A 25,160-nucleotide genomic window follows, 5' to 3' on the forward strand; every position below is an offset into this window, starting at 1 on the left:
ACCCTTGCCGAGAAGATCTTTGCGCGGCACATGGTCAATGAGAAGGGGGAGCAGGGCGTGCCTTACGTGAAGCCGGGCGACACCGGCTTTGCCCGCGCCGACCTGCGCTTCTCGCACGAGTACGTCACCCCCATGGCCTCCATCTTCTTCGAGCACTTCGTGGGCAAGGACGCCCCGGTCAACGAACCGGGAAGCATCCTCTTCTTCCGCGACCACCTGACGTTCCTCAAGTACGTGATGCCGCCCGATCGGGTCGCGGCCGGCCTCCTCGACGCGGCCAACGAGCTCGCGACGCGCCAGGCGGAATTCGCGCTCAAGCAGGGGATTCGCCTGCACGGCGAAGTCGAGAGCGGCGGATCCGAAGGGATCTGCCACTCGGTGATGTATCAGGACTACGCGCTCCCCGGCCAGGTGATCATCGGTTCCGACTCGCACACGCCGCACAGCGGCGCTCTCGGCTGCGTCGCGTTCGGCGTCGGCACGACCGACGTCTTCAACTCCTGGACGACGCGCGACGTCCGGGTGACGGTTCCCGAGTCCGTGAAGATCGAGATCCGCGGGGAAAAGCCCGCCGGCGTCACGGCCAAGGACTTCATGCTCGCGATCCTCGCGCATCCGTACGTCAAGGAAGGAAAGGCGATCGGCAAGATCCTCGAGTACACGGGCGACGCCGTGCGCGCGCTCTCGGTCGACGAGCGCGCGACGATGACGAACATGGCGGCGGAGGTGGGAGCTTTCACCGGGATCGTCGCACCCGACGGGAAGACGGTCGATTTCCTCGTCGCGCATCGCGGGATGCCGCGGGCGGAGGCGGAACGCCTCTGCGAAGGGCTCTCCTCGGACGCGGACGCCCGCTGGTCGGAGACGCTCGTCTTCGACGCCGCCGGGATCGGCAGCATGGTCGCGCTGCCCGGGGATCCCGGCAACGGCAAGGCGCTCTCCGATCTCGGCGACGTGCCGATCGAGATCGCCTACGGCGGATCGTGCACGGCCGGGAAATGCACCGACATGGACATGTACGCCGCGGTCTGCGCGGACGCGGTGCGCGACGGGCGGAAGGTCGCCGAGGGAGTGACCTTCTGGATCCAGTTCGGCTCCCAGGACGTGAAGCGCTATTGCGAGGAAAAGGGCTACCTCGCCCTCTTCGAGGAGGCCGGAGCGAAGACGATCGATCCTTCGTGCGGCGCCTGCATCAACGCCGGGCCCGGCGTTTCCACGCGCAGGGACCAGGTCACGGTCTCGGCGATCAACCGGAACTTCCCGGGGCGCTCCGGACCCGGCCAGATGTATCTGGCGTCGCCGTACACCGTGGCCGCGTCGGCGTTCGCGGGAAAGATCTCCGAGTGGAGGCCTGCCGGCTAGCGCGGCGATCCATCGAACGAATACGGGCGCGTCTCGCCGCGCCTCGGTGTTTCCGTCACGGAATATTAATACACGATTTCGCCCGGCCCCCCTGAGAACGAAGTGCCGCTGTACCTGAGCGGAACCTGGTGAGCCGAAGCCTCCGAGGCGCGGGTCAGACGGGTTGGAAGGCGGGATGCGGGTGGTCGAGCCGGCGGCCGAGGCGTCCCGGCCCGTACGTCGAGCGCCGCCAGCCGGCCGAACGCTCCCGCATAACGACCCGTATGGGCCGCGCCCCTATCCGCGAACGCCGAGTTCGCGGATGAGATACAGCAGCGCCTGCCGCGATACCCCCATCTCCTTCGCCGCATGCGTCCGGTTCCCGCCGGTTCGGGCGAGCGCCTCCTCGACGATTCGTCGCCGGAACGCGTCGACCCGCTCCCGGTAGCTGCCCGACGGCTCCTCGGCGGCGGGGCGCAGCCGGGGAAAAGCGTCGCGATCGAGCGTGGCGCCCGGATCGGCGAGCGCGACGGCTTCCATGATCGTGTTCTCGAGCTGGCGGACGTTTCCCGGCCACCGGCAACCCCGCAGCGTCGCGAGCGCGGCCGCGGCGAGCCGCACGGCACCCTTTCCGTACTCGGCGGCGTAGCGATCGACGAAGTGACGGGCGAGGAGCGCGACGTCCTCGCCCCGCTCGCGCAGCGGCGGAAGCTCGATCGTCGCGACCTTGATCCGGTAGTACAGGTCCTCGCGGAAGGTCCCCCTCTCCACCGCGGTTTCGAGGGATTTCGCGGTCGCCGAAACCAGGCGGACGTCCACCGCGCGATGGCGGTTCTCCCCGACCCGCCGGATCTCGCGCTCCTGCAGGGCGCGGAGGAGTTTCGCCTGGAGCGGCGCGGAGAGGTCGCCGATCTCGTCGAGGAAGAGCGTTCCGCCGCCGGCGGCCTCGAACAGGCCGATCCGATCGCGGTCGGCGCCGGTGAACGCGCCGCGCGCATGGCCGAAGAGCTCGTCCTCGAGGAGCGCCTCCGGAAACGCCGCCACGTTGACCGGCACGAAAGGCCCTCCGGCCCGCGAAGAAAGCCGATGCACGGCGCGGGCGACCCGCTCTTTCCCCGTGCCCGACTCGCCGCGGATGAACACCGTGACGCTCTGCGGCGCGATCCGCGCGAGACGGGCGCCGACGGCTTCCATCGAGCGGTCGCCGGTCACGATGCCGCTCGCGCGGAGGAGCGCGATTCCTCCCTGCGCGGCCGCCTCGGGCACGGCGATGTCCGCCCGATTTCGCATCGTCTCGAAGAGCAGCGCCGTGACGTCGGGCTCCGATTCCCCGCCCTCGAGGAAGAGCGGCGGATCGCCCCAGGCGAGCGGGCGCCGCCAGACCGCACGTTCGAAACTCGCGGACCTCCAGAAGATCTCGCCGTCGTCGCCGACGACGCGGAGGGGCTCGTCGCCCGCGGCGATCCGGTCGCGCAGGCGGCGGAGCCGCGCCGGATCGACCGCCGACGCTCCCGGGAGAACCGCGTCGGCGAGCTCCTGCCGACCGGCGCGCCGCAGCGTGTCGCGGGCACGCGCCGCGACTCCCGCATGCGACAGTTCGAACGGCGCGCCGAAGTACGCCCGGGCGCGGAGCACCCGCTCCGCGGCGGCCTCGGGAGCGGAGCGGAACGCCTTCTCGAGCTCCGCCTCCTCCGGGACGACGCCGGCGGCCCACCGCTCGAGATCCGCCACCCGCGCGACCGCCCTCTCCCGGCACCCCGCCATGTCGCCCCTCTCCGCCGCGCGGCGCGCGAACGCGAGGGCTCCTTCGGGATCCCCGGCGAAGAGGCGCGCGTCCGACTCGTCGATCTCGAGCTCCTGCTTCTCGATCGTCTCGCGAAGCCGCTCGCAGAGATCCAGCGCCTCGCGGCGGTCCGCTCGCGACGCGGCGAACCGGCCCCGGCGGAAGGCGACGCGGGAGCGGAACGCGAGGGCGAGCATCCGTCCCTTGACGTCCCCGATCCGTTCCGACTCCGCGCGCATCCGGTCGATCAACGGCTCGGCGTCCGCGTCTCGACCCGTCTCGATCAGGAGATTGACGAGGTTGGCGGCCGCCGTGCGCGCGAGCGCGACGCACCCCGCCCTCCGAAGGATTCCCGCGGCTTCCCGGAGCCGGCGTTCCGCCTCGGCCGCGTCGCCGAGGAGGTACGTCTCGACGGCGAGGTCGATCGAGGCGGCGCCCCGCTCTTCGGGATCGCGGGCGGCGTCGAGCGCCTCGGCGAACCGGACGGCGGCCCCGGCGTGATCGCGGCGATTGGACAGCGCCGTTCCCTCGCCGAGGAGGAACCGGAACTGGAGACGCTCGCCCGACGCGGCGATCCGTCGGCGATGCTCGGCGTACTCGGCGAGCTCTCCGTCGCCGTCGCCCCGGAGGCCGCGGAGCGCCGCGCGGGCGAGCGCGATCTCGAGCTTCTCTTCCTCCGAGCATCCGCTCTCGTTCGACGCGCGCGCGAGGATCGCTTCGGCGTCTTCGAACCTTCCCTCGGAGGCCGCGAGCCGGGCGAGAGCGCGGCGCGCCGCCGAGATCCCGTCGGCCGACCCGCCCGGCCGTTCGGCGAGCGCCGCCCACCGGCGCGCCCCTTCGATGTCTCCTTCCGATTCGGCCGCCCGGGCGAGCCGCGCCACGGCCGCCCGTTCCCAGGGGGAGTCGCCTTCGGCGGCAAGCGTCCGCCAGACGTCCCTGGCCTCCTCGACGAGCCCGAGTTCGACGAGCCGGTCCGCGTGGTAGTAGCGGACGGCCGGGGGCGCGCCTTTCCCCCAGCGCGCGGCCGCCTGGATCAGCGCGTCGAGAGCCCGGGGCCGCTGCGGGGCGGGCTGCCGGCCGAGCAGGCGGTCGGATTCGGCGGCGAAGACCTCCGCGCGATCCCCCTCGATCGCGAGCACGCACCGCCACAGCGGATCGCGCACGGCGGGAAGCCAGAGCTCCGCGAACGCGCGACGCTCCTCCGGCGCGTAGACCGATGCGAGATCCGCGCGCGCGGACGGGTCCGACGGCCGCCATCGCCCGTCGCCGGAGTCCTCGACCAGCCATCCGGACGCCGCGAGCCGCCGAGCCGCCGGAAGGAACGCGCCGGAGCCGTCGACGGCGTCGACGCCCGACGGCGTCCCCCCCGCCGGGTGCGCGAGGAAGATGCCGATCGCGCGCCGTTCGTCGCGCGAGAGGGCGGCCAGCTCGCGGGCGGCCGCATCCGCATCCGCTTCCCGGATCGCGTCGGGAAGGGTTCCCCGCGCCAGGAACGCTCCATAGTCGGGGGAAGACACGAAGCGCGCGGCCGCGGCGCGGACCCGCGCGGGCCGCCGCGCCAGCACCGCCGCGAGCGCCTCGTAGAGAGCGACGGAGGAGGCGAGGTCCGGGGAAGCGATCCAGAGCGCGGTCCGGAGCTCGTCGGGGCGAAGCGAAGCGCGCTCGCCGCTCCACTCGGCGATCTCGATGCCGTGGCGCGAGGCGACCTCTTCGAACAGCGCGGCCGAACCCGCGTCCCAGTCCTCGGGATCGACGCGGATCCAGTCGGTCTCCACCGCCGCGCGCTCGCGGAGGGCGGCTTCCGCGGCGCCGCGTTCCGCGCCACCGAGGCCGAGAGAGGCGCGGAGCGCCTCGTACGGGATGAGAGCGCTCCTTCCCGGGTGGAAGAGGGATGCGGCGCGGCCGGCGAGTCGCCGCGCCGCGACCTCCGCCGCCGCGCGATGGCGGCGTTCTCCCGCGTCGAGCCCCCGCGGTTCGTACCCGATGCCGCGCCGGCGGACCGACGCGAATGCCTCGCCGGTCAGGAAGGGGAACGCGCGGTAGACCTCGACGAGGGCCGCGTCGGGACGGCCGGGGGGCGCGAGAGGATCGAGCCAGCGGTCGAGGAGTTTCCGCGGGGCCGACTCGATCCGCGCGCCGCCGCGGGACGAACGGCCGAAGAAGAGAGGAACGAGAGCGGCGAGAAGAGACGCCGGCCCTTCCGCCGACGCCGCGTCCGCGGAAATCGACCGCGGAGGCCGGGCGAGCCAGAGATGGGGCGACCCTTCCCAGACTTCGACCAGGGCGTCGTCGAAATCGGAGCGTTCGAGGGGAAATCCGCGCGTCCCCAGAAACACCGCCGCCGAAACCGCCTGCAGGAAGAGCGCCGCGGACGTCTCGCGCGAATGCCGCACGACCGGAAGCGGAGTGCCGTCGCGCCGCCGGAACGTCGCCGCGAGGCGCCCGTCTTCGCCGGCGATCCCGGTGAAGCGCGGGAGCACCGGATGCTCGAGGACGAAAAACGCCGCGGCGCGGCGGCGAGCGGACGGAGACCCTCCGATCGGCAGCAGGATCCGATCGTCCGGCGAAGCGGGAGCAGCGGCCGGCGAAGACATCGGTTCGTCGATTGTGAAAGCGGCGCGATCATATCCCGAACACGTCGCGGAAGAAGCCGGGATACGACTTGTCGACCGCGCGAGGGCTCTCGACGAACCCGCCGGCGGCGAACGCGAGCAGAGTGGCGGCCATGACGATCCGGTGATCGGCGCGCGTGGGCAGGAGCGCGGCCGAACGCCCGCCGCCTCCGCCCGCCACCGAGAGCGCGTCTTCCGAGGAGCCGGCGCGGATTCCCGCCGCGCGAAAGAGGTCCTCGAGCGCCGCGATCCGGTCGCTCTCCTTGAGTCTCAGGTGCGCGATGCCGCAAAACGCGCTCTCCCCGTCGACCCTCGCGGCCGCCGCGGCGAGGACCGGAACGGCGTCCGGAAAGTCCGCCGCGTCGACGCGGACGGGCCGTTTCGCTCTTCCCGAGACGGTGACGGCGAAAGGTTCCGGCTCGGCCGCGACCCCCATTTCCTTCAGCACATCGAGCGCTCGCGCGTCGGCCTGCGACGAGGGCCAGGGCAGGTGTTCGATCCGGAGCGATCCACCCGCGACGGCGACCGCCGCCGCGAGGGCGGCGCCCGACGACCAGTCTCCCGGGACGGTCAAGATCTCGGATCGAACCGCCGACCCCGGCGGAACCCGGAAACGGCCGCCTCCGCCGCTCGCGTCGATGCCCGCCGCCGCGAGCGCCTCGCGGGTCGTGTCGAGGTACGCCCGGGAGACCGCCGCTCCCGAGAGCCCGAGGTCGATCCCGCGGCGGAACCGGGGAGCGGCCAGCAGGAGCGCCGACGCGAACTGGCTCGATTCCGACGTCGCGACGTCGACCGGGCCGCCTTCGAGCTCCCTTCCCCGGATCGCGAGCGGAGGAAACCCGTCGCGTCCCGCGTACGAAATGTCGCCGCCGATGGCGCGCAAGGCCTCGACCAGCGCGCCGATCGGCCGCTCGCACAGGCGGGGACTCCCGGTGAGGACCGCGCGAAGGCCGGGGGTCGCCGCCGCGAATGCCGCGAGGAATCGGCACGCCGTCCCGGAGTCCCGCACGTCCAGGACCGCCTCGGTCTTCGGCGGATCCCCGGGCTCGACGACGAGATCGGCGCCTTCGCGCCGGATTCGGATCCCCGCCGCGCGCAACGCCGCGACCAGGGAGTCGGCGTCGTCGCAGTCGAGAGGGCGCCGGATCGCGACGGGATGAGGCGCGAGCGCGGCCAGAACGAGGGCCCGGTTCGTGAAGCTCTTCGACGGCGGCACCGCGACGGCTCCGCGGAACGGCCCGCGCGCCGGAACCGCGGCGACGATCACGGCGCGAGCGCGAAGCGGCCGGTGCGCCCCTCGCCGTCGATCTCGATCCAGCTCTTCTCCTCGAGGAACGGCGGGACGATCTCGGCGCAGGCATCGCCCCACGAGCCGCGCCACGCCTCGTGGAAGTGGCCGAGGAGAACGACGTCGAACCCTTCGCGGCGCCGGCGGCGCGCGTACCGCTCGATCATCTCGACGGGGAGCCGCGACTTGTGCCGGAAGTTCGTGTCGGCGAGCCGGCGCTCCATCGAGGCGACGAATCGATTCGCGGCGGAACGCGGCAGCAGCTTCATCACGGCCCACGAGAGCCGGTTCTTCGACGCGAACCGCCAGAACCGGTAGGGCCAGTCCCGCGAGTTGATCGTGTCGCCGTGGGTGAGGAAGAAGGAGCGCGGGCCGGCGCGGAAGGTCGCGCGCTCGGCGACCTCGTCGAACTCCGGCTCGAGAAACGAGCCGCGGAGGAAGAAATCCCGGTTCCCTTCGACGTAGACGACCCGGGTGCCGGCGGCGCGGAGCTCCCGGATCGTCTCGAGGAACTGCGCGAGTCCGGGGGTCGCGAATTTCGGATCGGCGACCAGATAGTGGAACACGTCGCCGAGGAGATACAGGGCCGTCGCGCCCCGGCGGCGCATCTGGCTCACGGCGCGCCGGAACGGCTCCACGTCCGCGGAACGGGGTCCCAGATGAGAGTCGGCGAGGACGGCGATCAACGTTTTTGAGGATAGCATCGGGGAGGAATTTTCGGCCGCGCCGGAGCGTTCTCCCGCGCGACCCCAGAGACAGTGGTCCCAACCGTCAAGGAGCTCGCGTGATCCTTCGCACCGTCGCCCGGACTCTCCTCCTTCTCGCATCGATTTCCCTCGGGGCGGCCGCCGCCCGCGGCGCGGCCGCGCGCGCGACGCTCCCTGTCGAGCCGATGAAGACCGCTCTCGCCGCCGACGGGCGCGAAGCGTACGTCGTCGTCTTCCGGGAACCGCCCGCCGTGGCGGCGCGCGTCCGCGAGGGCCTTCGCGCAGCGGCGCCGTCGGCCGATCTCGACGCGAAGGTCGAGGCGATCCGAAACCGCCAGGAGGAGTTCGCCGCGGACATGAGCGGGCGGATCGGAGGCTTCACCGCCGGCGCGCGCTACGCCCGGGTCCTGAACGGCATGGCCGTCCTCGTGCCGTCCGGTGCCCTTCCGCAGCTCCGGAGCGATCCGCGGGTGCGGGCGGTCTACCCCGTCCGCAAGTACGCGCTCCATCTCGACGCGTCGAATCCCCTCATGGGAGCGCCCGCGTTCTGGACCGCCCTCGGCGGTGACGGCGAGGCGGGCCGCGGCGTCAAGATCGCCGATCTCGACACGGGCGTCGATTTCTCGAACCCGATGTTCTCCGACCCGTCGCTTCCGATGCCCGCCGGTTTCCCGAAGGAGAACGACGGGAACGGCTTCGCGAACTCGAAGGTGATCGTCGCGAAGTATTTCCAGGGAATCGTCGACGCGAGCGATTCCCGCCTCTCCGACCTGCAGAAGACGGCGCAGGACCTCTCCGGACACGGCTCGCACACGGCGAGCGTCGCGGCCGGGGCGAAGGTGACGCTCTCCGGGAACGGCCGGCGCCCGGTGACCCTCGAGGGCGTCGCGCCGAAGGCGTACATCGGCGACTACAAGGTGTTCTCGCCGGGCGCGTACACGGACAACATCATCGCGGCGATCGAGGAAGCGACCGCGGACGGCATGAACGTCCTGAACATGAGCTTCGGCCTTTCCGACCCGAACGGGAACGAGCCGTTCCTGTACAGCGCCGCCGCGGAGAACGAGGCGATCCAGAACGCGATCGCGGCCGGGGTCACGATCACGGTTTCCGCGGGCAACGCGGGCCAGGACGCGAGCGGGAACCCGAATCCCGATTCGATCAGCTCGACGGCCGACGTGCCGGAGGTGATCGCCGTGGGAGCCTCCACGAACAGCCATTCGGGCCTCGATTCGTCCCAGCTCGCGCGGGTCGCGATGACCTCGGGGCACACCGCCCCGCCGGCGAACGTCACGAACATCATCGGCGCCCAGGCGCAGCACACCGACGCGAACGGAAATACCATTCCTCCTCCTTTTCCCACGGTTGCTTTTTCGGCGCCGTTCGCCGACTGGGACGCGCTCGACGGCTCCAGCGACGGCACGGCGTGCGTCGCTCTGGGAGGCGCCGGTCTCCCCCTCTCCGGCCAGGTCGTCGTGATCCAGCGCGGCACCTGCACCTTCCAGACGAAGGTCCAGAACGCGGAGGCGGCGGGCGCGCGCGGGGTCGTCATCTACAACAAGGCGGACGGCTCGGACGGCGGGGACCAGATCCTCGTCGCCGCGATCGGGCCGACGTCGATCCCGGGAATCTTCATCGGCCGGACGGACGGCCTGAACCTCAAGACGTACGTCGACGCGAACCCCGGAAATCCCCCTTCCGCGACGGGCAGCTTCGGCCCCGCGCCGGACGGCACTCCGCCGGCGGTGTTTTCGACGCCGAGCCGCGAGCTCGCGAACTTCTCCTCGATCGGGCCGACCCTCGATCTCCAGATCAAGCCCGACCTGACGACGGTCGGCACCGGGAGCTACGCGGCGGTCCAGGACGACAGCGCGCTCGGCGACGGCCGGTTCGGCGACGACGAGATCGACCCGTCTCCCTTCTTCGATCCGTCGGGGTTCGCGTTCGGCCAGGGCACGTCCTTCTCCGCGCCGCGCGCCGCCGGCAGCGCCGCGCTGGTCAGGCAGAAGCATCCCGACTGGACTCCCGCCGAGATCAAGGCGGCGCTGATGGAGACGGCGGCGCGCCCCACGAACGGGGGCGATCCGATCGCGATCGGAAACCTCTCGGTCCTCCGGCGCGGTTCCGGCAACATCGATCTCGAGGCGGCGTCGCGCGTCGGCTCGATCGTCCTGCCGGCGAGCTATTCGTACCGCCGGGTCGCCTTCAACGCCGTTCCGAACGCGCACGCGCTCGACCGCGCGTTCACGATCGAGAACAAGACCGACGCGGCCGTCACCTACACCCTCTCGGCCGAAACGACGGCGGGCCTGTCCGATCCGGCGATCGCGCCGGCCGTCTCGCCGGCGAGCCTGACCGTCGCCGCCCATGCCTCCGGGACGTTCACGCTCTCGCTCGTCCTCCACCCGGGCCTCCTCGACGGACAGAACGATTCCGAGGGCGCGATTCTCGTCTCCGACGGAGGCGCGTCGATCCCCGGCACGCTCTCGATTCCCTACTGGGTGCGCCTCGCGTTTCCCGCCGGCGCTCCTCCCGCGCTCGAATCGGCGACCTCGGCGTACACGGCGGCGAACAACCAGCTCGACATCAGTCTCGTCGCCCACGACGACGACGCGGATCTCGCCTCGATCACGCTCGATTTCTACGACGACTCCGGAGCCCTGCTCGGGACCATCTCCGATACGTTCGCCGATCTGAACGTGGACACGTCCTCTCCCGATCTGTCGCTCGACCTCCAGATCCCGAGCTTCACCGGGACGTTCGGGTGCGCCGGCTGCGCGAGCGTCGGCGTCTCCGTGACCGACGCGGCGGGAAACGTGAGCAACACGATCGTGACCCGCTTCGGCGCGGGCGTCACGAACGAGGCGATCCCCGCGGCTTCCGGCGGAACGTATCGGCGCTCGATTCCTCTCGTCGCGCACATCCAGGGCGCGCAGTTCCCGTTCCGGAGCGACGCGCGGCTCGTCAACCCCGACTCTTCCCACATCCTGACGATCGACGCGTTCTACGTCCCGGAGGGGCAGCCGGGCGCCGGCGCGGGGACCCTCCACGTCGCGCACCAGCTCCTCCCGCGGCAGTCGTTCGCGCTCGACGATCTCGTCCAGCAGGACTTCCACCTCGCCAACGACGCCGGGAGCCTCGTGCTCGTTTCCCAGGACGGTCATCCGTTCCTCGCCTCGTCGCGCGCCTACACGGCGGACTCTCGAGGCGGGACGTTCGGAACGTTCCTGGGGTCGGTCTCCGCGACGGGCGGCGTGGGAGCGGCCGACGCTCCGGCGATCGCGAACGGAATTCCGACGGGCGCCGGTTATCACACGAACGTCGGGGTCACGGAGATCACCGGCGGCCAGACGACCGTTCGCATCGAGGGTTTCGCCCGGGACGGATCCCCGGTCGGGAGCTACACGGACACCATTCCCGGATACGCGAACTTCCAGCGCGAACCGGGACACGGCTTCTCCGCTCCCGCCGCGCGCATCGATTTCACGGTGCTCTCCGGCGGAAGGGTGCTCCCCTACGCCGCGACCGTCGACGAGAAATCGGGAGACACCCTCCTGTCGGTTGCGACCGCCGCTCCGGAGGCTTCCGACGACGAAATCGTCCCGGGCGCCGGCCGGATCCACGGCGCCGGAGGGACGTTCTTCACGTCGGACCTCGCCGTGTCGAATGCCTCGACCGCTCCGAGAACCCTCACGTTCACGCTCGTCCCGGGGGCGGGAATGGCTCCCCTGCCGGCCCCCCCGGCGCCGGTGGCGATCGGGGCCGGGCAGACGCTCCTCTTCCCGGACGTGCTCCGGACGCTCTTCGGCTTCGCCGGGGAAGGCGTCGCGGCGATCCGCATCCATCCCGATTCTCCGACCCGGCTCACGGCGTCCGTCCTCACGTCGACGCCGAACGCCTCGGGCGGCGGCAGCTTCGGATTCTTCGTGAACGGGACGTCCGCGGGCGCGATCGGTGCCGGAGGCCGCGCCGTGTCGATCCATCTCGAGCACGACGCGCGTTTCCGCACGAACTTCGGCTTCACCGAAATCGGGGGAGCGCCGGTGACCGTGCGCGCGACGTTCTTCGACGAGAACGGAATCCCGCTCGGGACCAGGACCTACTCCACCGGCGCCAACACGTTCGTGATGACCGGCGCGGCCGAGCTCGTCGGCGCCGCCGCGGTCCCGAACGGCTACATCGAATTCACGGTGGTTTCGGGCGCCGGGAAGGTGATCGCGTTCGGAACCGTGGTGGACAACATCACGGGCGACTCCATCTTCGTGCCGGCCGAGTAACCGTCGCGGGAGCTGGCTCGGGGACCGGATCGGCGTGACGGCGGCGCAGCGCCCCCTACCGGCGGCGTTCGCGCATGGCGCGATCGGCTTCTCGCTTCAGCTCGTTTTCCCGGATCGTCTGCCGCTTGTCGTGGAGCTTCTTGCCCTTCACGAGCGCGATTTCCGCCTTGACCCGCGGGCCCTTGAAATAGAGCTGGAGCGGAATGCACGTCACCCCGCTCCGCGCGACTTCTCCTCCCCAGCGGTCGAGCTCGCGGCGATGCGCCAGGACCTTGCGGTCGCGCTCGGGCGCGTGGCCGGTCCACGACGCCGGACCGTAGGCGGAGACGTGGGCGTTCACGAGAAACGCCTCGCCGCCGCGGAACTGGATGAACGAGTCCTTGAGGTTCGCGCGCCCCTCGCGCAGCGACTTGACCTCGCTCCCCGAGAGCGCCAGTCCGACCTCCATCCGATCCTCGATGAAGTAGTCGTGGTAGGCCTTCCGGTTCGTCGCGATCACGCGCCGCGACGGATCGTCCTTGCTCGATGCCGGTCTCATCGGGAAGCCTTGCGATCGCGTCTCAGATGGCCGGCGCGTGAGGCGCGGCCAGACGCGGGCGAGATGGGATGCGGCTCGCCCGCGAGGTCCCGAGGCGTACCGGGGCGTACGTCGCAGGGCCTCGCGGGTGGCACGCGCCCGTATTCGCTCGATGGATGGTCCGCGCCAGCATCTAAGACTTGTCGAGGCCGCCGCCGGCGATGAAGTCCCGGAACTTCGCCGCCAGATTCGGATCGAACTGCGTGCCTCCCTTCGACTCGATCGTCTCGACCGCCTCGTCCCGGCTGATCGTCGGGCGGTAGGAGGCCGGCGCGGTCATCGCGTCGAACGCCTCGACGATGTGGATCAGCCGCGCGCCGAACGGGATCTGCTCGCCGCGGAGCTGTTCCGGGTACCCGCTCCCGTCGTAGCGCTCGTGGTGATGGAGCACGAGAGGGATCACCGGATAGGGAAACTCGATGTCGGCGAGGAGCATCGCGCCGACCGAGGGATGGTCGCGCGCGAGTCGGTACTCCGCCTCGGTCAGCGGGCGCTTCTCGGAGAGCCGGTCGTACGAGAGCTCCCGGAGTCCGACGTCGTGGAGCATCCCGGCGACCGTGATCTGTTCGATCGTCGTCTCGGGGAGCCGCAGGAACCCGGCGAACCGGCGGGCGATGCGGGCGACCGAGAGGCTGTGGGTGACGAGCGCCGAATACTTCTTGAGTCCCGGATCGAGGAGCCGCCGGATCAATCCCCGGAACGCGTCGCGGTAGCGCGCCGCCTCTCGCGTTTCCGAGACCGACCGCCGGACCAGCAGATGGATCTCGCGGATCGCGGCCGCCCGCGACGCCTCCGGCTCGGCGGTGAAGATGAGGGAAAACAGGATCGCGCGGCCCTCTTCGGAGACGAGCGCCGATGTCTGGAGCGCGCGGATCTCGCCCGGTGCGAGCTCCGCTTCGTTCCGGCCGTGAGGGAAGTCCACGTTGAACCGCCGTTCCGAAGGAGACGTCCGGCCGGGAAAGAGCCGGCTGAAGACGTCCTGGGCGCTCGCGACGACGCTTTCCTGCGCGGCCGGCGCGATCGGACGCCGCGAGCCGATGTAGAACTCCGCCGACGCGTCGGTCCAGAGCGAAAAGACGACGCCGGCGATGTCCGGATCGAGGAGCAGGGTCGACGCGAATCCGCGGAAGAGCAGCGCCTCGCGCTGGCTGATCGGCGGCCGGGTGGGCGGCGGCGCCACGCGGCGGATCTTGGGCCTCGGAAGATCGGAGGCCGGAAGCTCGACCGCGGCCGGCGCCGGAGCGGGCGCCGCGGGAACGTCGAAGAACCCCTGGATCTCTTGAGGCCCGGGGGCCGGCTCCGGGCTTCCGGCCACCTGCCGGCGGATCTTCAGGATCTCGGAGACGACGGCCGAAATCGCCCGGGTGTCCTCGGGGTAGTAGAGGTCTCCTCCGGCCTTGTCGCGCCCTTCGACGATGCCGACGAGGCGTCCGTCGTCGTAGAGCGGCGCGGCGATCAGGCGGGCGGTGTGGGTGGCTTCCATGTCCCGCCGCAACGACTCCGCTTCGACGGGCGAGTTGAAGTAGAAGGGCTTGCGGAACCGGTTCACCCATTCGACGAGAGGATGATCCTTGCCGAACTGCGCGACCGGGAGGTCCCGGGGGGAGAAGCCGTAATGGGTGACGAGGCGGAACTCGCCCGTCGGCTCCATCAGATACAGGGCCGATCGCGTCGTCTTGCTCTTCTCGAGAAGGGAAAAAAGCGCTTCCCGATAGCGCTGTTCCACCGTCGGATCAAGCATTTCCCGATCATCGTAACATCTCGGGAAAAGACGGCGAACCGTGGCGATTTCGCAACGGTCGTGTGAACGAAACGCCACCGGCCACCACGAGCGGGACCGGACCGTCACCATGAACGATCCTGTTTTCATCGAGTTCCGTTCACCGGGTCCCGTCGCGATGTGGCACGCCCGCTGCGATATCCGGGACGTGATGCGAGATCAGACGACGCTGCGGACGCCGGTATCGATCGAGGGAGTGGGACTGCACACGGGCCATCGCGTGCAGGCGACCTTCCGCCCCGCGCCCGAAGACCACGGGATCGTGTTTCGGCGCGAGGATCACCCCGCGGTCGTGCTTCCCGCGCTCCCGGGGAGCGCCCTCGGGTTCGATCACGCGACGACGCTCGGCTGCGGCGCCGTCCAGATCGGGACCGTCGAGCACGCCCTCTCCGCCGCGGCCGGGCTCGGCATCGACAACCTCGAGGTCGAGGTCCGCGGCGACGAGCTCCCGATCCTCGACGGGTCCGCGCTCCCGTTCGTGCGCCTCTTCCAGGCGGCCGGCATCGAGCGGCAGCACCGGCCGGCGCGCGTCCTCGCGATCGAGCGCCGGGGCGAGATCCGGCGAGGCGACAAGTCGATCGCCTTCCGGCCGGGGCGCGGGCTCACGATCACCTACGAGATCGATTTCCCGCACCGCGCGATCGGCCACCAGTCGATGACGATCCACGTCGATCCCGACGCGTACGCCTCGCGGATCGCGCCGGCACGGACCTTCGGGTTCATGCACGAAATCCACTACCTGCGCGAGCGGGGCCTCGCGCGCGGCGGGACGCTCCAGAACGCGATCGTCCTCGACGGCCAGAAGATCCTCTCCGGCCCGCTCCGCTTCTCGGACGAGTTCGTGCGGCACAAGATCCTCGACCTGCTCGGCGACCTCGCGCTCCTCGGCCGCCCCGTGGAAGGGCGGATTCACGCGCGCAAGGCCGGGCATGCGCTCCACGCGGAACTCGTGAGCGAGCTCGCGGGAGATGCGCTGCGGCCCGCCTCCGCCGTCGCGTTCCACGCCGAACCTTCCTTCGCCGGCTGAGTCCGGCCTCTCCGTTCGCGGCCCCCGGGAGGGAAAGGCGCGGGTTAAGATCCGTGCCATGAACCGGATTCGGCGGAGTCTCGCGGTGGCCGCCGCGGCATTCGCGCTCGCCGCACCCGCGCGGGCGGAAGCTCCCCACATCGCGCCGCTCGTCGTCGACGTGAGCGGAAACGATCTCTTCCTGACCTTCGTGCTCAACGGCGCGATCGACCCCGACCTCTCCCGGCGCATCGAGTCCGGTCTCGAGACCTCGATCGACTACGACGTCCGTCTCGCCGAACGGAACCGATACTGGTTCGACCAGGAACTCGACGCCCACCGCTTCCGCGTGACCGCGGCCTACAACCCGGTCAAGCGCGAATACGTGGTGAAGGATTACTGGGACCGGAAACCGGCGGCGAGCGTGGCGACGTCCGATTTCACCGAGGCGGCCCGCCTCCTCGTCGCGCGCACGCGGCTCCCCGCGTTCCGCGTCCGGCGAGGGTGGCCGCACAAGCACCTCTACGTGAAGATGCGCGCGTCGTACGACGCCGGCCACTTCTTCGCCCTCGCGCCCGTGGATTCGACGACCGAGTGGAAGAAGTCCAGGACGGTCAAGGTCCACGACGCGGACCTCCGCTGATGGCGGGCCCGGACCGGTCGGCGCGGCACCGTCGCGAGACGCAGCTCCTCGTCGGGGTCGCGCTCGCCTTCTTCTTCATCTGGGGCGGGATCTACCTCTCGCAGCAGGGGGCGAGCCCGCTCGCGGGAGGCAGCTTCGTCAACCGCGTGCCGCTCTTCATCCTCTGGTACCTCGACGTCGTCCTGATCGCCGCGACCCTTTTCGTGATCTTCCGCGCGCTGATCAAGCTCCTCCTCGAACGGCGGCGCGGCGTGCTCGGGGCGAAGTTCAAGACGAAGCTCCTGATCACCCAGCTCGGCCTGACCGCGATTCCGATCGCTCTCCTCTTCCTCGCCGCCACGAACCTCCTCCAGCGGTCGATCGACCGCTGGTTCTCGACCCCGGTCGAGACGATCGTGAACCGCTCGGAGGCGCTGCGCGACGTCGCCGACCGCCGGCTCGCCGACGCCGCCAGCCGCGAGGCGCGGGCGCTCGCCGCGACGCTCGACGGGACGCCGCCCGGCCCCGATCCGGCGGCGATCCTGGCCGCCGACCTGCGCCTGCGCGACTTCTCGGGGCTGGAGCTGTACGCCGACGCCGCGGCGCCCGTGCGTCTCGCGCCGTCCGGGGTCGCCCTCCCCCCCCCGGCGCCGGCCGCCTCGCTCGGCGAGGCGCGGGACCGCGGCGAAACGCGCTGGATCGACTTCCTCCACGACGGCTCCCGGTGGTTCCGGAGCGCGGCCCGGAGCCGGCGGGGCGTCGTCGTCGTGGGCCTCCGGGTGCCTCCCGTGGAGGCGGCGGCCGGCGATTTCGTCGCCGGCGCGTGGAGCGACTACCGGAAGATGGAGGTGCAGAAGTCGGCGATCAAGGCGACGAACATCCTCGTCTTCACGCTCCTGACGCTCGCGCTGCTGTTCGCGGCGATCTGGACCGGGCTGACGCTCGCGCGCCGCATCACGGCGCCGATCGGCGCGCTCGCGGAATCGACGAAGAAAATCACGCAGGGCGATCTGACCGCCGAAGTCGACGTTCCCGCGAGCGACGAGCTCGGGGTGCTGGTCGAGTCCTTCAATGCGATGACGGCCGAGATCCGGGAGGCCCGGCGCCGGCTCGAGCAGTCGAACGTCGATCTGACGGTGATCAACCGGCGCCTCGACCGCGAGCGCCAGCTCCTCTCGACGGTGCTCGAGACCGCGCGCACGGGAATCGTCGCTCTCGACCGGGCGGGACGCATCCAGGTGGCCAACCCCGCCGCCCTCGAGATCCTCGGTCTCGACCGCGCGCCCGAGACGCTCGATGCCCTCGAAGGGCGCCCGGAGCTCGCGCCGCTCTTCGAGGCGCTCGCCGCCGCCCGAACCGGGGCGAAGCCCGCGTTCCGCGAGATCTCCTCCGGCGCATCGCGGCGCGCGGAGGTCGCGGTCGCGGCGATGCCCAACGAGGAAGGGGGATCCCGCGGTTTCGTGATCGCCCTCGAGGACACCACCGAGGTCGCGCGCGCTCAGCGCCTGCAGGCGTGGACGGAAGCGGCCCGGCGGGTCGCCCACGAGATCAAGAACCCGCTCACCCCCATCCGGCTCTCTGCCGAACGCATGATGCGGAAGATCCGGAGCGGGGATCCGTCCGCCGCGGAAGCGGTTCGTCAGGGCGCGGAGGTGATCATCGAGGAAGTCGACCTCATGAAATCCCTCGTCGACCAGTTCTCGAAGTTCTCCCGCATGCCGGAATCGCGGCCCGCCGACACCGATCTCTCCGCTCTCGTCGAGAAGACGGTCGCGCTCTACCGGGAAGCGAAGGAGGGGGTCGTCATCGCTCTCGAAGACCGTCTCCCCCGCCGCGTGTACCGTCTCGACGGGCAGCAGGTCCAGCGCGTGCTCGTCAACCTCCTCGACAACGCCCTCGAAGCGTGCGACGCGGGAGGGACGATCGTCCTCTCGCTCGAGGAGCGCGCGGGCAACCTCACGATCCAGATCTCCGACACGGGATCCGGGATCGGGCCGGAAGACCGGGAAAAGATCTTCCTTCCGGACTTCTCGACCAAGCCGGGGAGCTCCGGGCTCGGGCTCGCGATCGTCTCGCGGATCGTCGCGGACCACCGCGGCACGATCCGCTGGGAGGAGAACCGGCCGCGAGGATCCCGCTTCGTGATCGAGATCCCCGCGGCATGAAGAAGCGGCGCGTCCTGGTCATCGACGACGAGCGGGCGATCCGGCAGACCCTCTCGCAGGTGCTCGCCGACGAAGGATACGAGGTCGAGTCGGCCGCCGACGGGGTCGAGGGTCTCGACCGCCTGCGCCGGGAACGGTTCGACCTCGTGTTCCTGGACGTCTGGCTCAAGGACAAGGACGGTCTCGCGATCCTCGCGGAGCTCGGGGAAAAGGCCTCCACCGTTCCCGTCGTCATGATCTCCGGCCATGCGAACGTCGAGACCGCCGTGCGTGCCGTCAAGTCGGGTGCCTACGACTTCCTCGAAAAGCCCCTCTCGCTCGAGCGGGTCCTCGTGACCGCGCAGAAGGCGATCGCCCACCGCGACCTGGCCGAAGAGGTGGCGCGGTTCCGGGAGAAGGCCTCGGGGGAGCAGACCCTGATCGGCGAAACTCCCGCCATCGTCAAGCTCCGGGAGCAGATCCTGCAGGTCGCTCCGACCGACGCGCGCGTCCTGATCACGGGCGAGAGCGGCACCGGCAAGGAAATCGTCGCCCGCACGATCCACCGGCACTCGCCGCGGCGGGGCGCGCCCCTCGTCGAAGTCAACTGCGCCGCCATCCCGGAGGAACTGATCGAATCGGAGCTCTTCGGACACGTGCGCGGCTCGTTCACCGGCGCCTCCGCCGAGCGTGCGGGGAAGTTCGAGGAGGCCGACGGCGCGACGATCTTCCTCGACGAGGTCGGCGACATGTCGGCGCGGACGCAGGCGAAGGTCCTGCGCGCGCTCCAGGAAGGGCGGTTCACCCGTGTCGGCGGGACGAAGACGATCGAGTCCGACGCCCGGGTGATTTCGGCGACCAACAAGAACCTCCCGGAGGAGATCAAGGCGGGCCGCTTCCGCGAGGACCTCTACTTCCGGCTCGCGGTCGTCCCCCTTTCGCTGCCGCCGCTCCGCGAGCGGAGCGCGGACGTGCCCGAGCTCGCGATGCATTTCCTCCGGGAGGCCGCGCAGAAGGCCGGGCAGAGGCCGAAGGCGTTCTCGGAGGCCGCGCTGAAGAAGCTTCGCGCCTACGCGTGGCCGGGCAACGCCCGCGAGCTCAAGAACCTCGTGGAGCGGCTCATGATCATGGCGCCCGGCGACACGATCGACCTGCGCGACCTTCCGGCGGAGATCGTGGAGAGCGACGTGATCCCGATGCCCGCGGACTTCTCCTCCCTGCGCCAGGCGCGCGACGACTTCGAGCGCCGGTTCATCCTCTCCGCGCTCCGGAAGAACCGCGGCAACGTCACGCGCACCGCGGAGGAGCTGGGAGTGGAACGCTCCCACTTCTACAGAAAATTGAAGGGGTACGGCATCGACGTCGAGAGAGAGTGAACGCCACACTCTTTGCGATCGAGGCGCGAAGTTCTTCCAAGCCCCGGCTCAGACTCCCCGGCGCGCGCCGGTCCCGATTGCTCACCACGACGCGCGGCGAGGCGCGAGCGCGACGGGATGCGGACCGCCCGGGGCGCCGGCAGGCGTACCGAGCGTACGTCGGAGAGCGAAACGGGGCTGTTCGCGCCCGTCCGGCGCGATGCATCGGCGCTCCCGCTAGTCCGCCTTCATGAGCTTCGTCTCCAGCACCAGCTCCGGGCAGAACTTCTCGATCCGCAGATAGAACTCGGCGGCTTCGTACAGCGCCTCGGCCGGCGTGAGCCCGACGATCTCGCTCCCGACGACGTTGACGCCGAAGCGCGCCGCCTCCGACTTGACGCACTCGAACACGCGGAAGAGGGGAGTCTTCTTGTAGTTGGTCATGTTGATCGAGACCTGGACGACGCCGCGATCCTTGAGATCCACCGCCATCGCCTTGCAGTACCGGAACCCTCCGCCGACGTGGCGGATCGATTTCGCGATCCGGTCGGCGACGGAGAGATCGGACGTCCCGAGGTTGATGTTGTAGGCGATCAGCGGCATGCGCGCGCCGAGCACCGTGGCGCCCGCCGAGGGGTGCGGCTCCGCCGGGCCGAAGTCGGGCGTCCACCCGGGCTGCTTCATCTTCTCGGCGAGCCCCTCGAATTCTCCCTTGCGGATGTTCGAGAGGTTCCGGCGCTCTTCCGACGTGGCCGCGTCCTCGTAGAGGTAGACAGGGACCGCGAAGCGCTCCGCGATCGTCTTCCCCGCCTCGCGCGCGAGGGTGACGCACTCCTTCGCGTCGATGTCGCGAATCGGGATGAACGGGACCACGTCGACCGCGCCGAGACGCGGATGCTGGCCGCGGTGGCGGCGCAGGTCGATCCGAGGCAGCGCGGCGGAAAAGAGCGCGACCACGGCGTCGCGCACCGGGCCGGGTTCCCCGACGAACGTCAGCACGGACCGGTTGTGGTCGGCATCCGAGGTCAGGTCGAGCACCTTGATGCCGGGGACCGCGGCGACCGCCCCGGCGATCGCGCGCACGATCTCGCCGTCGCGCCCTTCCGAGAAGTTCGGAACGCACTCGACGATCTGCTTCAATTTCCCACCTCGCTTTGCTATTCTGTCCCGACTTCGATGGCCGACAATATCGCGTATCCGGGCAATCCCGGGCTCCCTCGGGAAGCCCGCGAGAAGATTCTCTCCACGTTCCGGCACTCGCTCAATCTCTTCAAGGCGGGAAAGACCGAGGACTGCGCCGTGGGGTGCGACTTCATCCTCAAGATGGATCCCCGCTTCGTCCCCGCCAAGCGTCTCCTCGAGAAGGCGCGCGATCCGAACGCGTCGGTCGACCTCGCCGAGCTCGAATCGTTCGTGGCGGAAACGCTCACCCCGATGGAGAAGCTCGGCGCGGCCGCCCCCGACAAGCTCCTCATCTCGGCGATCGAGGCATACGCGGACCGCGACTTCGACCGCGCGATCGAAAGCTCGAACCGGGTGCTTTCCGTGCTTCCCGGCAACAGCGACGCGCGGGAGATCCTCGAGAAGGCGACCCGCAAGAAGGAGCTCCAGCCGCACGTCGAAAACTTCCGGCAGCGCGCGCTCTTCGCGCTCGAATCGGGACAGACGGACGAGGCGAAACGCAACTTCGAACGAATGCGCAGCCTCGACCCGGAACATCCCGAACTCGAGCGTCTGGCCAAACGCCTCCACGAGCCGGCCGCTCCGGCGGCCGCCGCGGAACCGGCGCCGCCGCCCGAGGAGATGCCGGCCTTCGATTTTCCGTTCTCGGATTTCCCGGAGACCACTCCCGAGACTTCCGCGCCGGAACCGTTCGGCTTCGCGCCGGCGCCTCCCCCGCCGGAAGCGCCTCTCCCGCCGGAAGCGCCTGCCCCTCCGCCTCCGGTCGCGCCGGCGGCTCCTCCTCCGGGGGAAGCGACCGGGCCTCTGGCGCTCGACTCGCTTTCTCTCGACGTTCCTCCGGGAGAGGAATGGGCGCCGGTGCCCGAACATTCCGCCGCGTCGCCCTCCGGAGAAACGGCGCCCGCGCCGGACCCCTCCTCGTTCGGCGACTTCTGGAGCACCTCGACGCCCGAGGTGTCGCTCGAGCCGGCGGCGCCGGAAACGCCGCCCGCTGCGGCGCCGGCGGGCGCTTCCCCCGAGATCCAGCGCCTCCTCGACGAAGGGGATCGCCTCGCCGAGCGGGGAGATCACCAGGGCGCGATCGAAGTCTGGTCCCGGGTCTTCCTTTCCGATCTCAGCAACCCGGAAGCGGCGTCGCGGATCGAAAACGCGCGGACGCGAATCGCGGAGACCCATCGGCGCGTGGCCGACGCGCTCAAGCAGGGCCGGTCCCTCTACGAGTCCGGAAAGGTCAAGGAAGCGCGCGAAAAATTCCTCGAGGTCCTCGCGATCGACGAGAACGAATCGACGGCGCGGTCGTACCTGCACCGCATCGAGGAGGATCTCGCGCGCCCGACCGCGTCGTACGACCTCTCGGCGGCGGCCCCCGCCGGCGACGTCCTCGCGGAGGAGGAAGAGCCTCGAGCCGAGGAGCCGAGACGCGCTCCCGCGCCGTCCCGCGGCGCCGCGCGGCCGCGGATCCCGCTCCTCCCGGTCGCCGCAGCTCTCGTCGTCGCGATCGGGATCGGGCTGTTCCTGATGTTCCGGCCGCATCCGGCCGCCGCGCCCCCGCCGCCCTCGCGCCCGGCCCGCGCGGCCGCCGGTCCCGACCGGATCGCGGAAGCGACGCGCCTCTTCCAGGAAGGAAGAGTCGACGAGGCCCGCGAAGCGCTCGCCCGCGTTCCGCCGGAGGACCCGCAATACGCCCGCGCGCAGAAGATGCTCGCGAACTTCGGACCGGCGGCCGCTCCGCCGCCGGAAAACGCGCCGGCCCCGGCGACCTCCGCAGCGCCCCCGCCGACGGCGGCCGCCCAGCGGCAGGAAGCCGAAGCGGCGCTCGCGGACCATCGCTACATCGCCGCGCTCACGGCTTTCCACCAGGCCTCGGCGGGCTATCCGGGGGACGCCGATCTCAAGCGCGAAATGGGCGAGGCGGCCGCGAAGGTGGAAGAGATCTCGCCGGCCGTGAAGCTCTTCAACGACGGCGACTACGATTCGGCGCTGCCGATCCTGTGGCGCCTCTACCAGGCGGATCACCAGAACGCGGACGTGAAGAGCTATCTCGTCCGCTGCTACTACAACCAGGGCGTGATCGCGCTGCAGAACAATCTCTACGACAAGGCCGCGAAGGCGTTCGACGACGCCCTCGGGGTCAATCCGGACGATGCGCTGTCGAAACGGCAGAAGGCGTTCGCGCAGCGGTACGTCGGCAAGCCCGCGGATCTCCTCGCCCGCGTCTATCTGAAGTACCTGCGCCCGCGGCCGTGAAACGCCGCGACCCCGACGAACCGGAGCTTTGGAGCGGCGAATCGCCGGAGATCGACGCGGGTCTGTCGGAAGAGCCGGACGACCCGCTCGGCCGGGTGCTGATCCGGCACCCGCCCGCGCTCTTCCCCGAGCCGGAGCCCGCCCGCGGGACGCCGGAGGAAGCGCCGGCGGAGACCGTGTCGCTCTTCGACGACGCCGGGCCGGCGGCTTCCGTTCCCGGGGAGGAGGCGCCCCGCGCGGCGCCCGCCGCTCCGCGCCTGACGGCGTTCCTCGCCGACGCTTCGCTCTGCGGAATCGTGGCCGCGGCGAGCTTTCTCGGCGCGGCCGCGCTCGTCCGCCGCTCTCCGTCGGTCGAGGGATGGCTCTGGTGCGGTCTCTTCGCGCTCCTCGTCTCGTTCTTCCTGGTCGTTCCGACGCTCGCGCTGTTCGGGCGCACGCCGGGAATGGCGCTCGCGGACCTGACCGCCGACGACCCTTCCGGCGAGAAGCCGGAGTTCGCGGCCTCGCTCGTCCGATGGGGGGCGACCGCGCTCACCGCGGTGCTGGCCGGGCTTCCGCTCGCCACGATGCTCTTCGACCGCCGCCGGCGGACGCCGGCGGACCTGCTCTCGGGCCGCCCCCTCCTCTCGGCGCGGGAGCCGGTCGCCTGAAGGCCGCGGACGCGTCCCGGTACGGCTGGAAAGAGATCCCCGGCTCGTCCCACGACCGTCTCCGGCGGGCGCTCCTCGCCCTTCCCCCGGGCGGGTCCCTCCTCGACCTGGGCGCGGGAGCGGGACACCTGGGGCGGGAGATCGCGGGCCATTTCGTGCACGTCGCGGGGGTCGAGCCGGACGCCGCGGTCCGGCCGCCGCTCGGCGCCTACGACGAGTGGGTGAGCGACTCGGTCGCCAACGTCGAGAGCTGGAGCCGGACGTTCGACGTCGTCGTCTGCGCCGACGTGCTGGAGCACCTCGAGGATCCCGCCGCGGTCCTCGCGCGCGTGCGCCGGTGGCTCTCTCCCCGGGGAGCGCTCTTCGTCTCGCTCCCGAACGTCGCCAACGTCGCGATCCGCCTCGCGCTCCTCGCGGGACGGTTCGAGTACGCGGAAGCGGGAATCCTCGACCGGACCCACCTGCGGTTCTTCACGCGCCGGTCCGCCCGGCGGCTCGTCGAGAACGCCGGCTTCCGGATCCGGCGCCTGCACCCGACCCCGATTCCCGCCGAGCTCGCGATCCCCGTTCTCCGGCGCGCTCCGTTGCGCGCGCCGGCGCGCGCTCTCTTCTCGGCGGCCGCTTCCCTGTGGCCCACGCTCTTCGGCTACCAGTTCGTCATCGAGGCCGAGCGGACCCCATGAACGTGTCCCTCGTCGTGCCGGCGTTCAACGAGGAACGAAGGCTCCCCGCGACCCTCGCGCGCATCGGGGAATACCTGCGCGGGGCCGGCGAATCGCAGTGGGAGATCGTCGTCGTCGACGACGGATCCTCCGACCGGACCGCGGAGGCCGCGCGCGCCGCGGCGCCCGCGGCGGGTGCTCCCGTCGAGGTCGTCGTCCTCCCGCGGAACCGGGGGAAGGGGGCCGCGATCCGCGAAGGCGTCGCGCGCACCCGGGGCGAGCGCGTGCTCGTCAGCGATGCGGATCTCTCGACGCCGATCGAGGAGTGGCGGCGGCTCCGCGACGCCGGAGCGCCGGTCGCGATCGGGTCGCGCGCCCTCGACGAGGCGACCGTCCGGAGGCGGCAGGCGTGGTACCGGCGGGCCCTGGGAAAGCTCTTCAACCGCGTCGTGCGGGCGCTTTCCGTCCCCGGAATCCGCGACACGCAGTGCGGCTTCAAGCTGTTCGACGGCGACGTCGCCCGCGAGCTCTTCGCCGCGGCCCGGATCGACCGCTTCGCGTGGGACGTCGAGATCCTCGCGCTCGCCCGCGCGCGGGGCCTTCGGATCGCGGAGGTCCCGGTCCTCTGGTTCAACTCCCCCGAATCGAAGGTATCGGTCGTGCGCGACCTGATCCCCACGATGCGGGACCTGATCCGCATCCGCCTCCGGGTCGGGAAATAGGCGGCGGACGCCGGGCCGGCCCGGCGCGCCCGCTTCGCGTCCGGCTCACCCGACGTGATAGGTCGAGCCGACGGGCGTCAGCCCGACCGTCTCCTTCGCCTCCAGCTTTTCCCGCAGCTTCTCGAACTGACGCACCGCCTTCTGCGTGTAGATCCGGCCGGCGCACGTCAGGCAGACCTCCGCCTGCACCTTCAGCACCGCGGTG

16 protein-coding genes are annotated in these 25,160 nt (G+C 70.9%); 10 read left to right on the forward strand and 6 right to left on the reverse strand.

Annotation, left to right across the window (positions count from 1 at the left end):
- The coding region (locus VFS34_15025) for an aconitase family protein (protein ID HET9795763.1) at positions 1-1,362 on the forward strand (1,362 nt) is incomplete at its 5' end.
- A 276-nt stretch (positions 1,363-1,638) separates the two neighbouring features.
- Here the strand turns inward: VFS34_15025 and VFS34_15030 are convergent.
- The 3 genes from VFS34_15030 to VFS34_15040 are packed head-to-tail and all read right to left on the reverse strand — an operon-like array spanning position 1,639 to position 7,728.
- The gene (locus VFS34_15030) at positions 1,639-5,718 is read right to left on the reverse strand and encodes a sigma 54-interacting transcriptional regulator (protein HET9795764.1); all 4,080 of its coding nucleotides are present in this window, start codon (positions 5,716-5,718) and stop codon (positions 1,639-1,641) included.
- A gap of 28 nt (positions 5,719-5,746) precedes the next feature.
- Positions 5,747-7,003, reverse strand: coding sequence for a 3-phosphoshikimate 1-carboxyvinyltransferase (aroA, locus tag VFS34_15035; GenBank protein HET9795765.1), 1,257 nt, complete (start codon positions 7,001-7,003; stop codon positions 5,747-5,749).
- Complete coding sequence (locus VFS34_15040) at positions 7,000-7,728, reverse strand: UDP-2,3-diacylglucosamine diphosphatase (GenBank protein HET9795766.1); 729 nt, start codon at positions 7,726-7,728, stop codon at positions 7,000-7,002. Before VFS34_15040 ends, aroA begins: the two co-directional genes overlap by 4 nt.
- Positions 7,729-7,808: 80 nt before the next feature.
- Between VFS34_15040 and VFS34_15045 the strand changes: the two genes are divergently transcribed.
- Positions 7,809-12,008 (forward strand): S8 family serine peptidase, encoded by a 4,200-nt coding sequence (locus tag VFS34_15045; protein ID HET9795767.1) that lies wholly within the window; start codon positions 7,809-7,811, stop codon positions 12,006-12,008.
- 55 nt (positions 12,009-12,063) lie between these two features.
- On the opposite strand, the gene smpB is transcribed toward VFS34_15045, so the two are convergent.
- Positions 12,064-12,546 (reverse strand): SsrA-binding protein SmpB, encoded by a 483-nt coding sequence (gene smpB, locus VFS34_15050; protein ID HET9795768.1) that lies wholly within the window; start codon positions 12,544-12,546, stop codon positions 12,064-12,066.
- 172 nt (positions 12,547-12,718) lie between these two features.
- Positions 12,719-14,326 carry an HD domain-containing phosphohydrolase gene (locus VFS34_15055; protein HET9795769.1) on the reverse strand — a complete coding sequence of 536 codons (1,608 nt, stop codon included), beginning with the start codon at positions 14,324-14,326 and terminating at the stop codon, positions 12,719-12,721.
- A 190-nt stretch (positions 14,327-14,516) separates the two neighbouring features.
- On the opposite strand from VFS34_15055, the gene lpxC reads away from it, so the two are divergent.
- Genes lpxC through VFS34_15075 form a run of 4 tightly spaced genes read left to right on the forward strand, consistent with a single transcriptional unit; the run spans position 14,517 to position 19,513 of the window.
- A complete protein-coding gene (lpxC, locus tag VFS34_15060; protein ID HET9795770.1) occupies positions 14,517-15,392 on the forward strand; it encodes a UDP-3-O-acyl-N-acetylglucosamine deacetylase in 876 nt (291 codons plus the stop codon).
- 58 nt (positions 15,393-15,450) lie between these two features.
- Positions 15,451-16,014, forward strand: coding sequence for a DUF4390 domain-containing protein (locus VFS34_15065; GenBank protein HET9795771.1), 564 nt, complete (start codon positions 15,451-15,453; stop codon positions 16,012-16,014).
- A complete protein-coding gene (locus VFS34_15070) occupies positions 16,014-18,158 on the forward strand; it encodes an ATP-binding protein (GenBank protein HET9795772.1) in 2,145 nt (714 codons plus the stop codon). Before VFS34_15065 ends, VFS34_15070 begins: the two co-directional genes overlap by 1 nt.
- On the forward strand, positions 18,155-19,513 hold the full coding sequence (locus VFS34_15075; protein HET9795773.1) for a sigma-54 dependent transcriptional regulator: 1,359 nt from the start codon (positions 18,155-18,157) through the stop codon (positions 19,511-19,513). Before VFS34_15070 ends, VFS34_15075 begins: the two co-directional genes overlap by 4 nt.
- A 216-nt stretch (positions 19,514-19,729) precedes the next feature.
- On the opposite strand, the gene ftcD is transcribed toward VFS34_15075, so the two are convergent.
- A complete protein-coding gene (gene ftcD, locus VFS34_15080) occupies positions 19,730-20,632 on the reverse strand; it encodes a glutamate formimidoyltransferase (protein ID HET9795774.1) in 903 nt (300 codons plus the stop codon).
- 36 nt (positions 20,633-20,668) lie between these two features.
- On the opposite strand from ftcD, the gene VFS34_15085 reads away from it, so the two are divergent.
- The 4 genes from VFS34_15085 to VFS34_15100 are packed head-to-tail and all read left to right on the forward strand — an operon-like array spanning position 20,669 to position 24,955.
- Positions 20,669-22,921: a tetratricopeptide repeat protein gene (locus VFS34_15085; protein HET9795775.1), complete on the forward strand. Its 2,253-nt coding sequence runs from the start codon at positions 20,669-20,671 to the stop codon at positions 22,919-22,921.
- Positions 22,918-23,571 (forward strand): RDD family protein, encoded by a 654-nt coding sequence (locus VFS34_15090; GenBank protein HET9795776.1) that lies wholly within the window; start codon positions 22,918-22,920, stop codon positions 23,569-23,571. Before VFS34_15085 ends, VFS34_15090 begins: the two co-directional genes overlap by 4 nt.
- A 35-nt stretch (positions 23,572-23,606) precedes the next feature.
- The gene (locus tag VFS34_15095; GenBank protein HET9795777.1) at positions 23,607-24,254 is read left to right on the forward strand and encodes a class I SAM-dependent methyltransferase; all 648 of its coding nucleotides are present in this window, start codon (positions 23,607-23,609) and stop codon (positions 24,252-24,254) included.
- Positions 24,251-24,955, forward strand: coding sequence for a dolichyl-phosphate beta-glucosyltransferase (locus VFS34_15100; protein ID HET9795778.1), 705 nt, complete (start codon positions 24,251-24,253; stop codon positions 24,953-24,955). The genes VFS34_15095 and VFS34_15100 overlap by 4 nt, the downstream gene beginning before the upstream one ends.
- Positions 24,956-25,160: the final 205 nt, after the last annotated feature.

The organism is Thermoanaerobaculia bacterium, assembly GCA_035717485.1.
Classification (GTDB): domain Bacteria; phylum Acidobacteriota; class Thermoanaerobaculia; order UBA5066; family DATFVB01; genus DATFVB01.

Bases quoted from the DNA above. Each gene is read 5' to 3' on its own strand.
- VFS34_15030 (HET9795764.1), bottom strand. From the start codon at position 5,718: ATGTCTTCGCCGGCCGCTGCTCCCGCTTCGCCGGACGATCGGATCCTG.
- VFS34_15040 (HET9795766.1), bottom strand. From the start codon at position 7,728: ATGCTATCCTCAAAAACGTTGATCGCCGTCCTCGCCGACTCTCATCTG.
- smpB (HET9795768.1), bottom strand. From the start codon at position 12,546: ATGAGACCGGCATCGAGCAAGGACGATCCGTCGCGGCGCGTGATCGCG.
- VFS34_15055 (HET9795769.1), bottom strand. From the start codon at position 14,326: ATGCTTGATCCGACGGTGGAACAGCGCTATCGGGAAGCGCTTTTTTCC.
- lpxC (HET9795770.1), top strand. From the start codon at position 14,517: ATGCGAGATCAGACGACGCTGCGGACGCCGGTATCGATCGAGGGAGTG.
- VFS34_15065 (HET9795771.1), top strand. From the start codon at position 15,451: ATGAACCGGATTCGGCGGAGTCTCGCGGTGGCCGCCGCGGCATTCGCG.
- VFS34_15070 (HET9795772.1), top strand. From the start codon at position 16,014: ATGGCGGGCCCGGACCGGTCGGCGCGGCACCGTCGCGAGACGCAGCTC.
- VFS34_15075 (HET9795773.1), top strand. From the start codon at position 18,155: ATGAAGAAGCGGCGCGTCCTGGTCATCGACGACGAGCGGGCGATCCGG.
- VFS34_15085 (HET9795775.1), top strand. From the start codon at position 20,669: ATGGCCGACAATATCGCGTATCCGGGCAATCCCGGGCTCCCTCGGGAA.
- VFS34_15100 (HET9795778.1), top strand. From the start codon at position 24,251: ATGAACGTGTCCCTCGTCGTGCCGGCGTTCAACGAGGAACGAAGGCTC.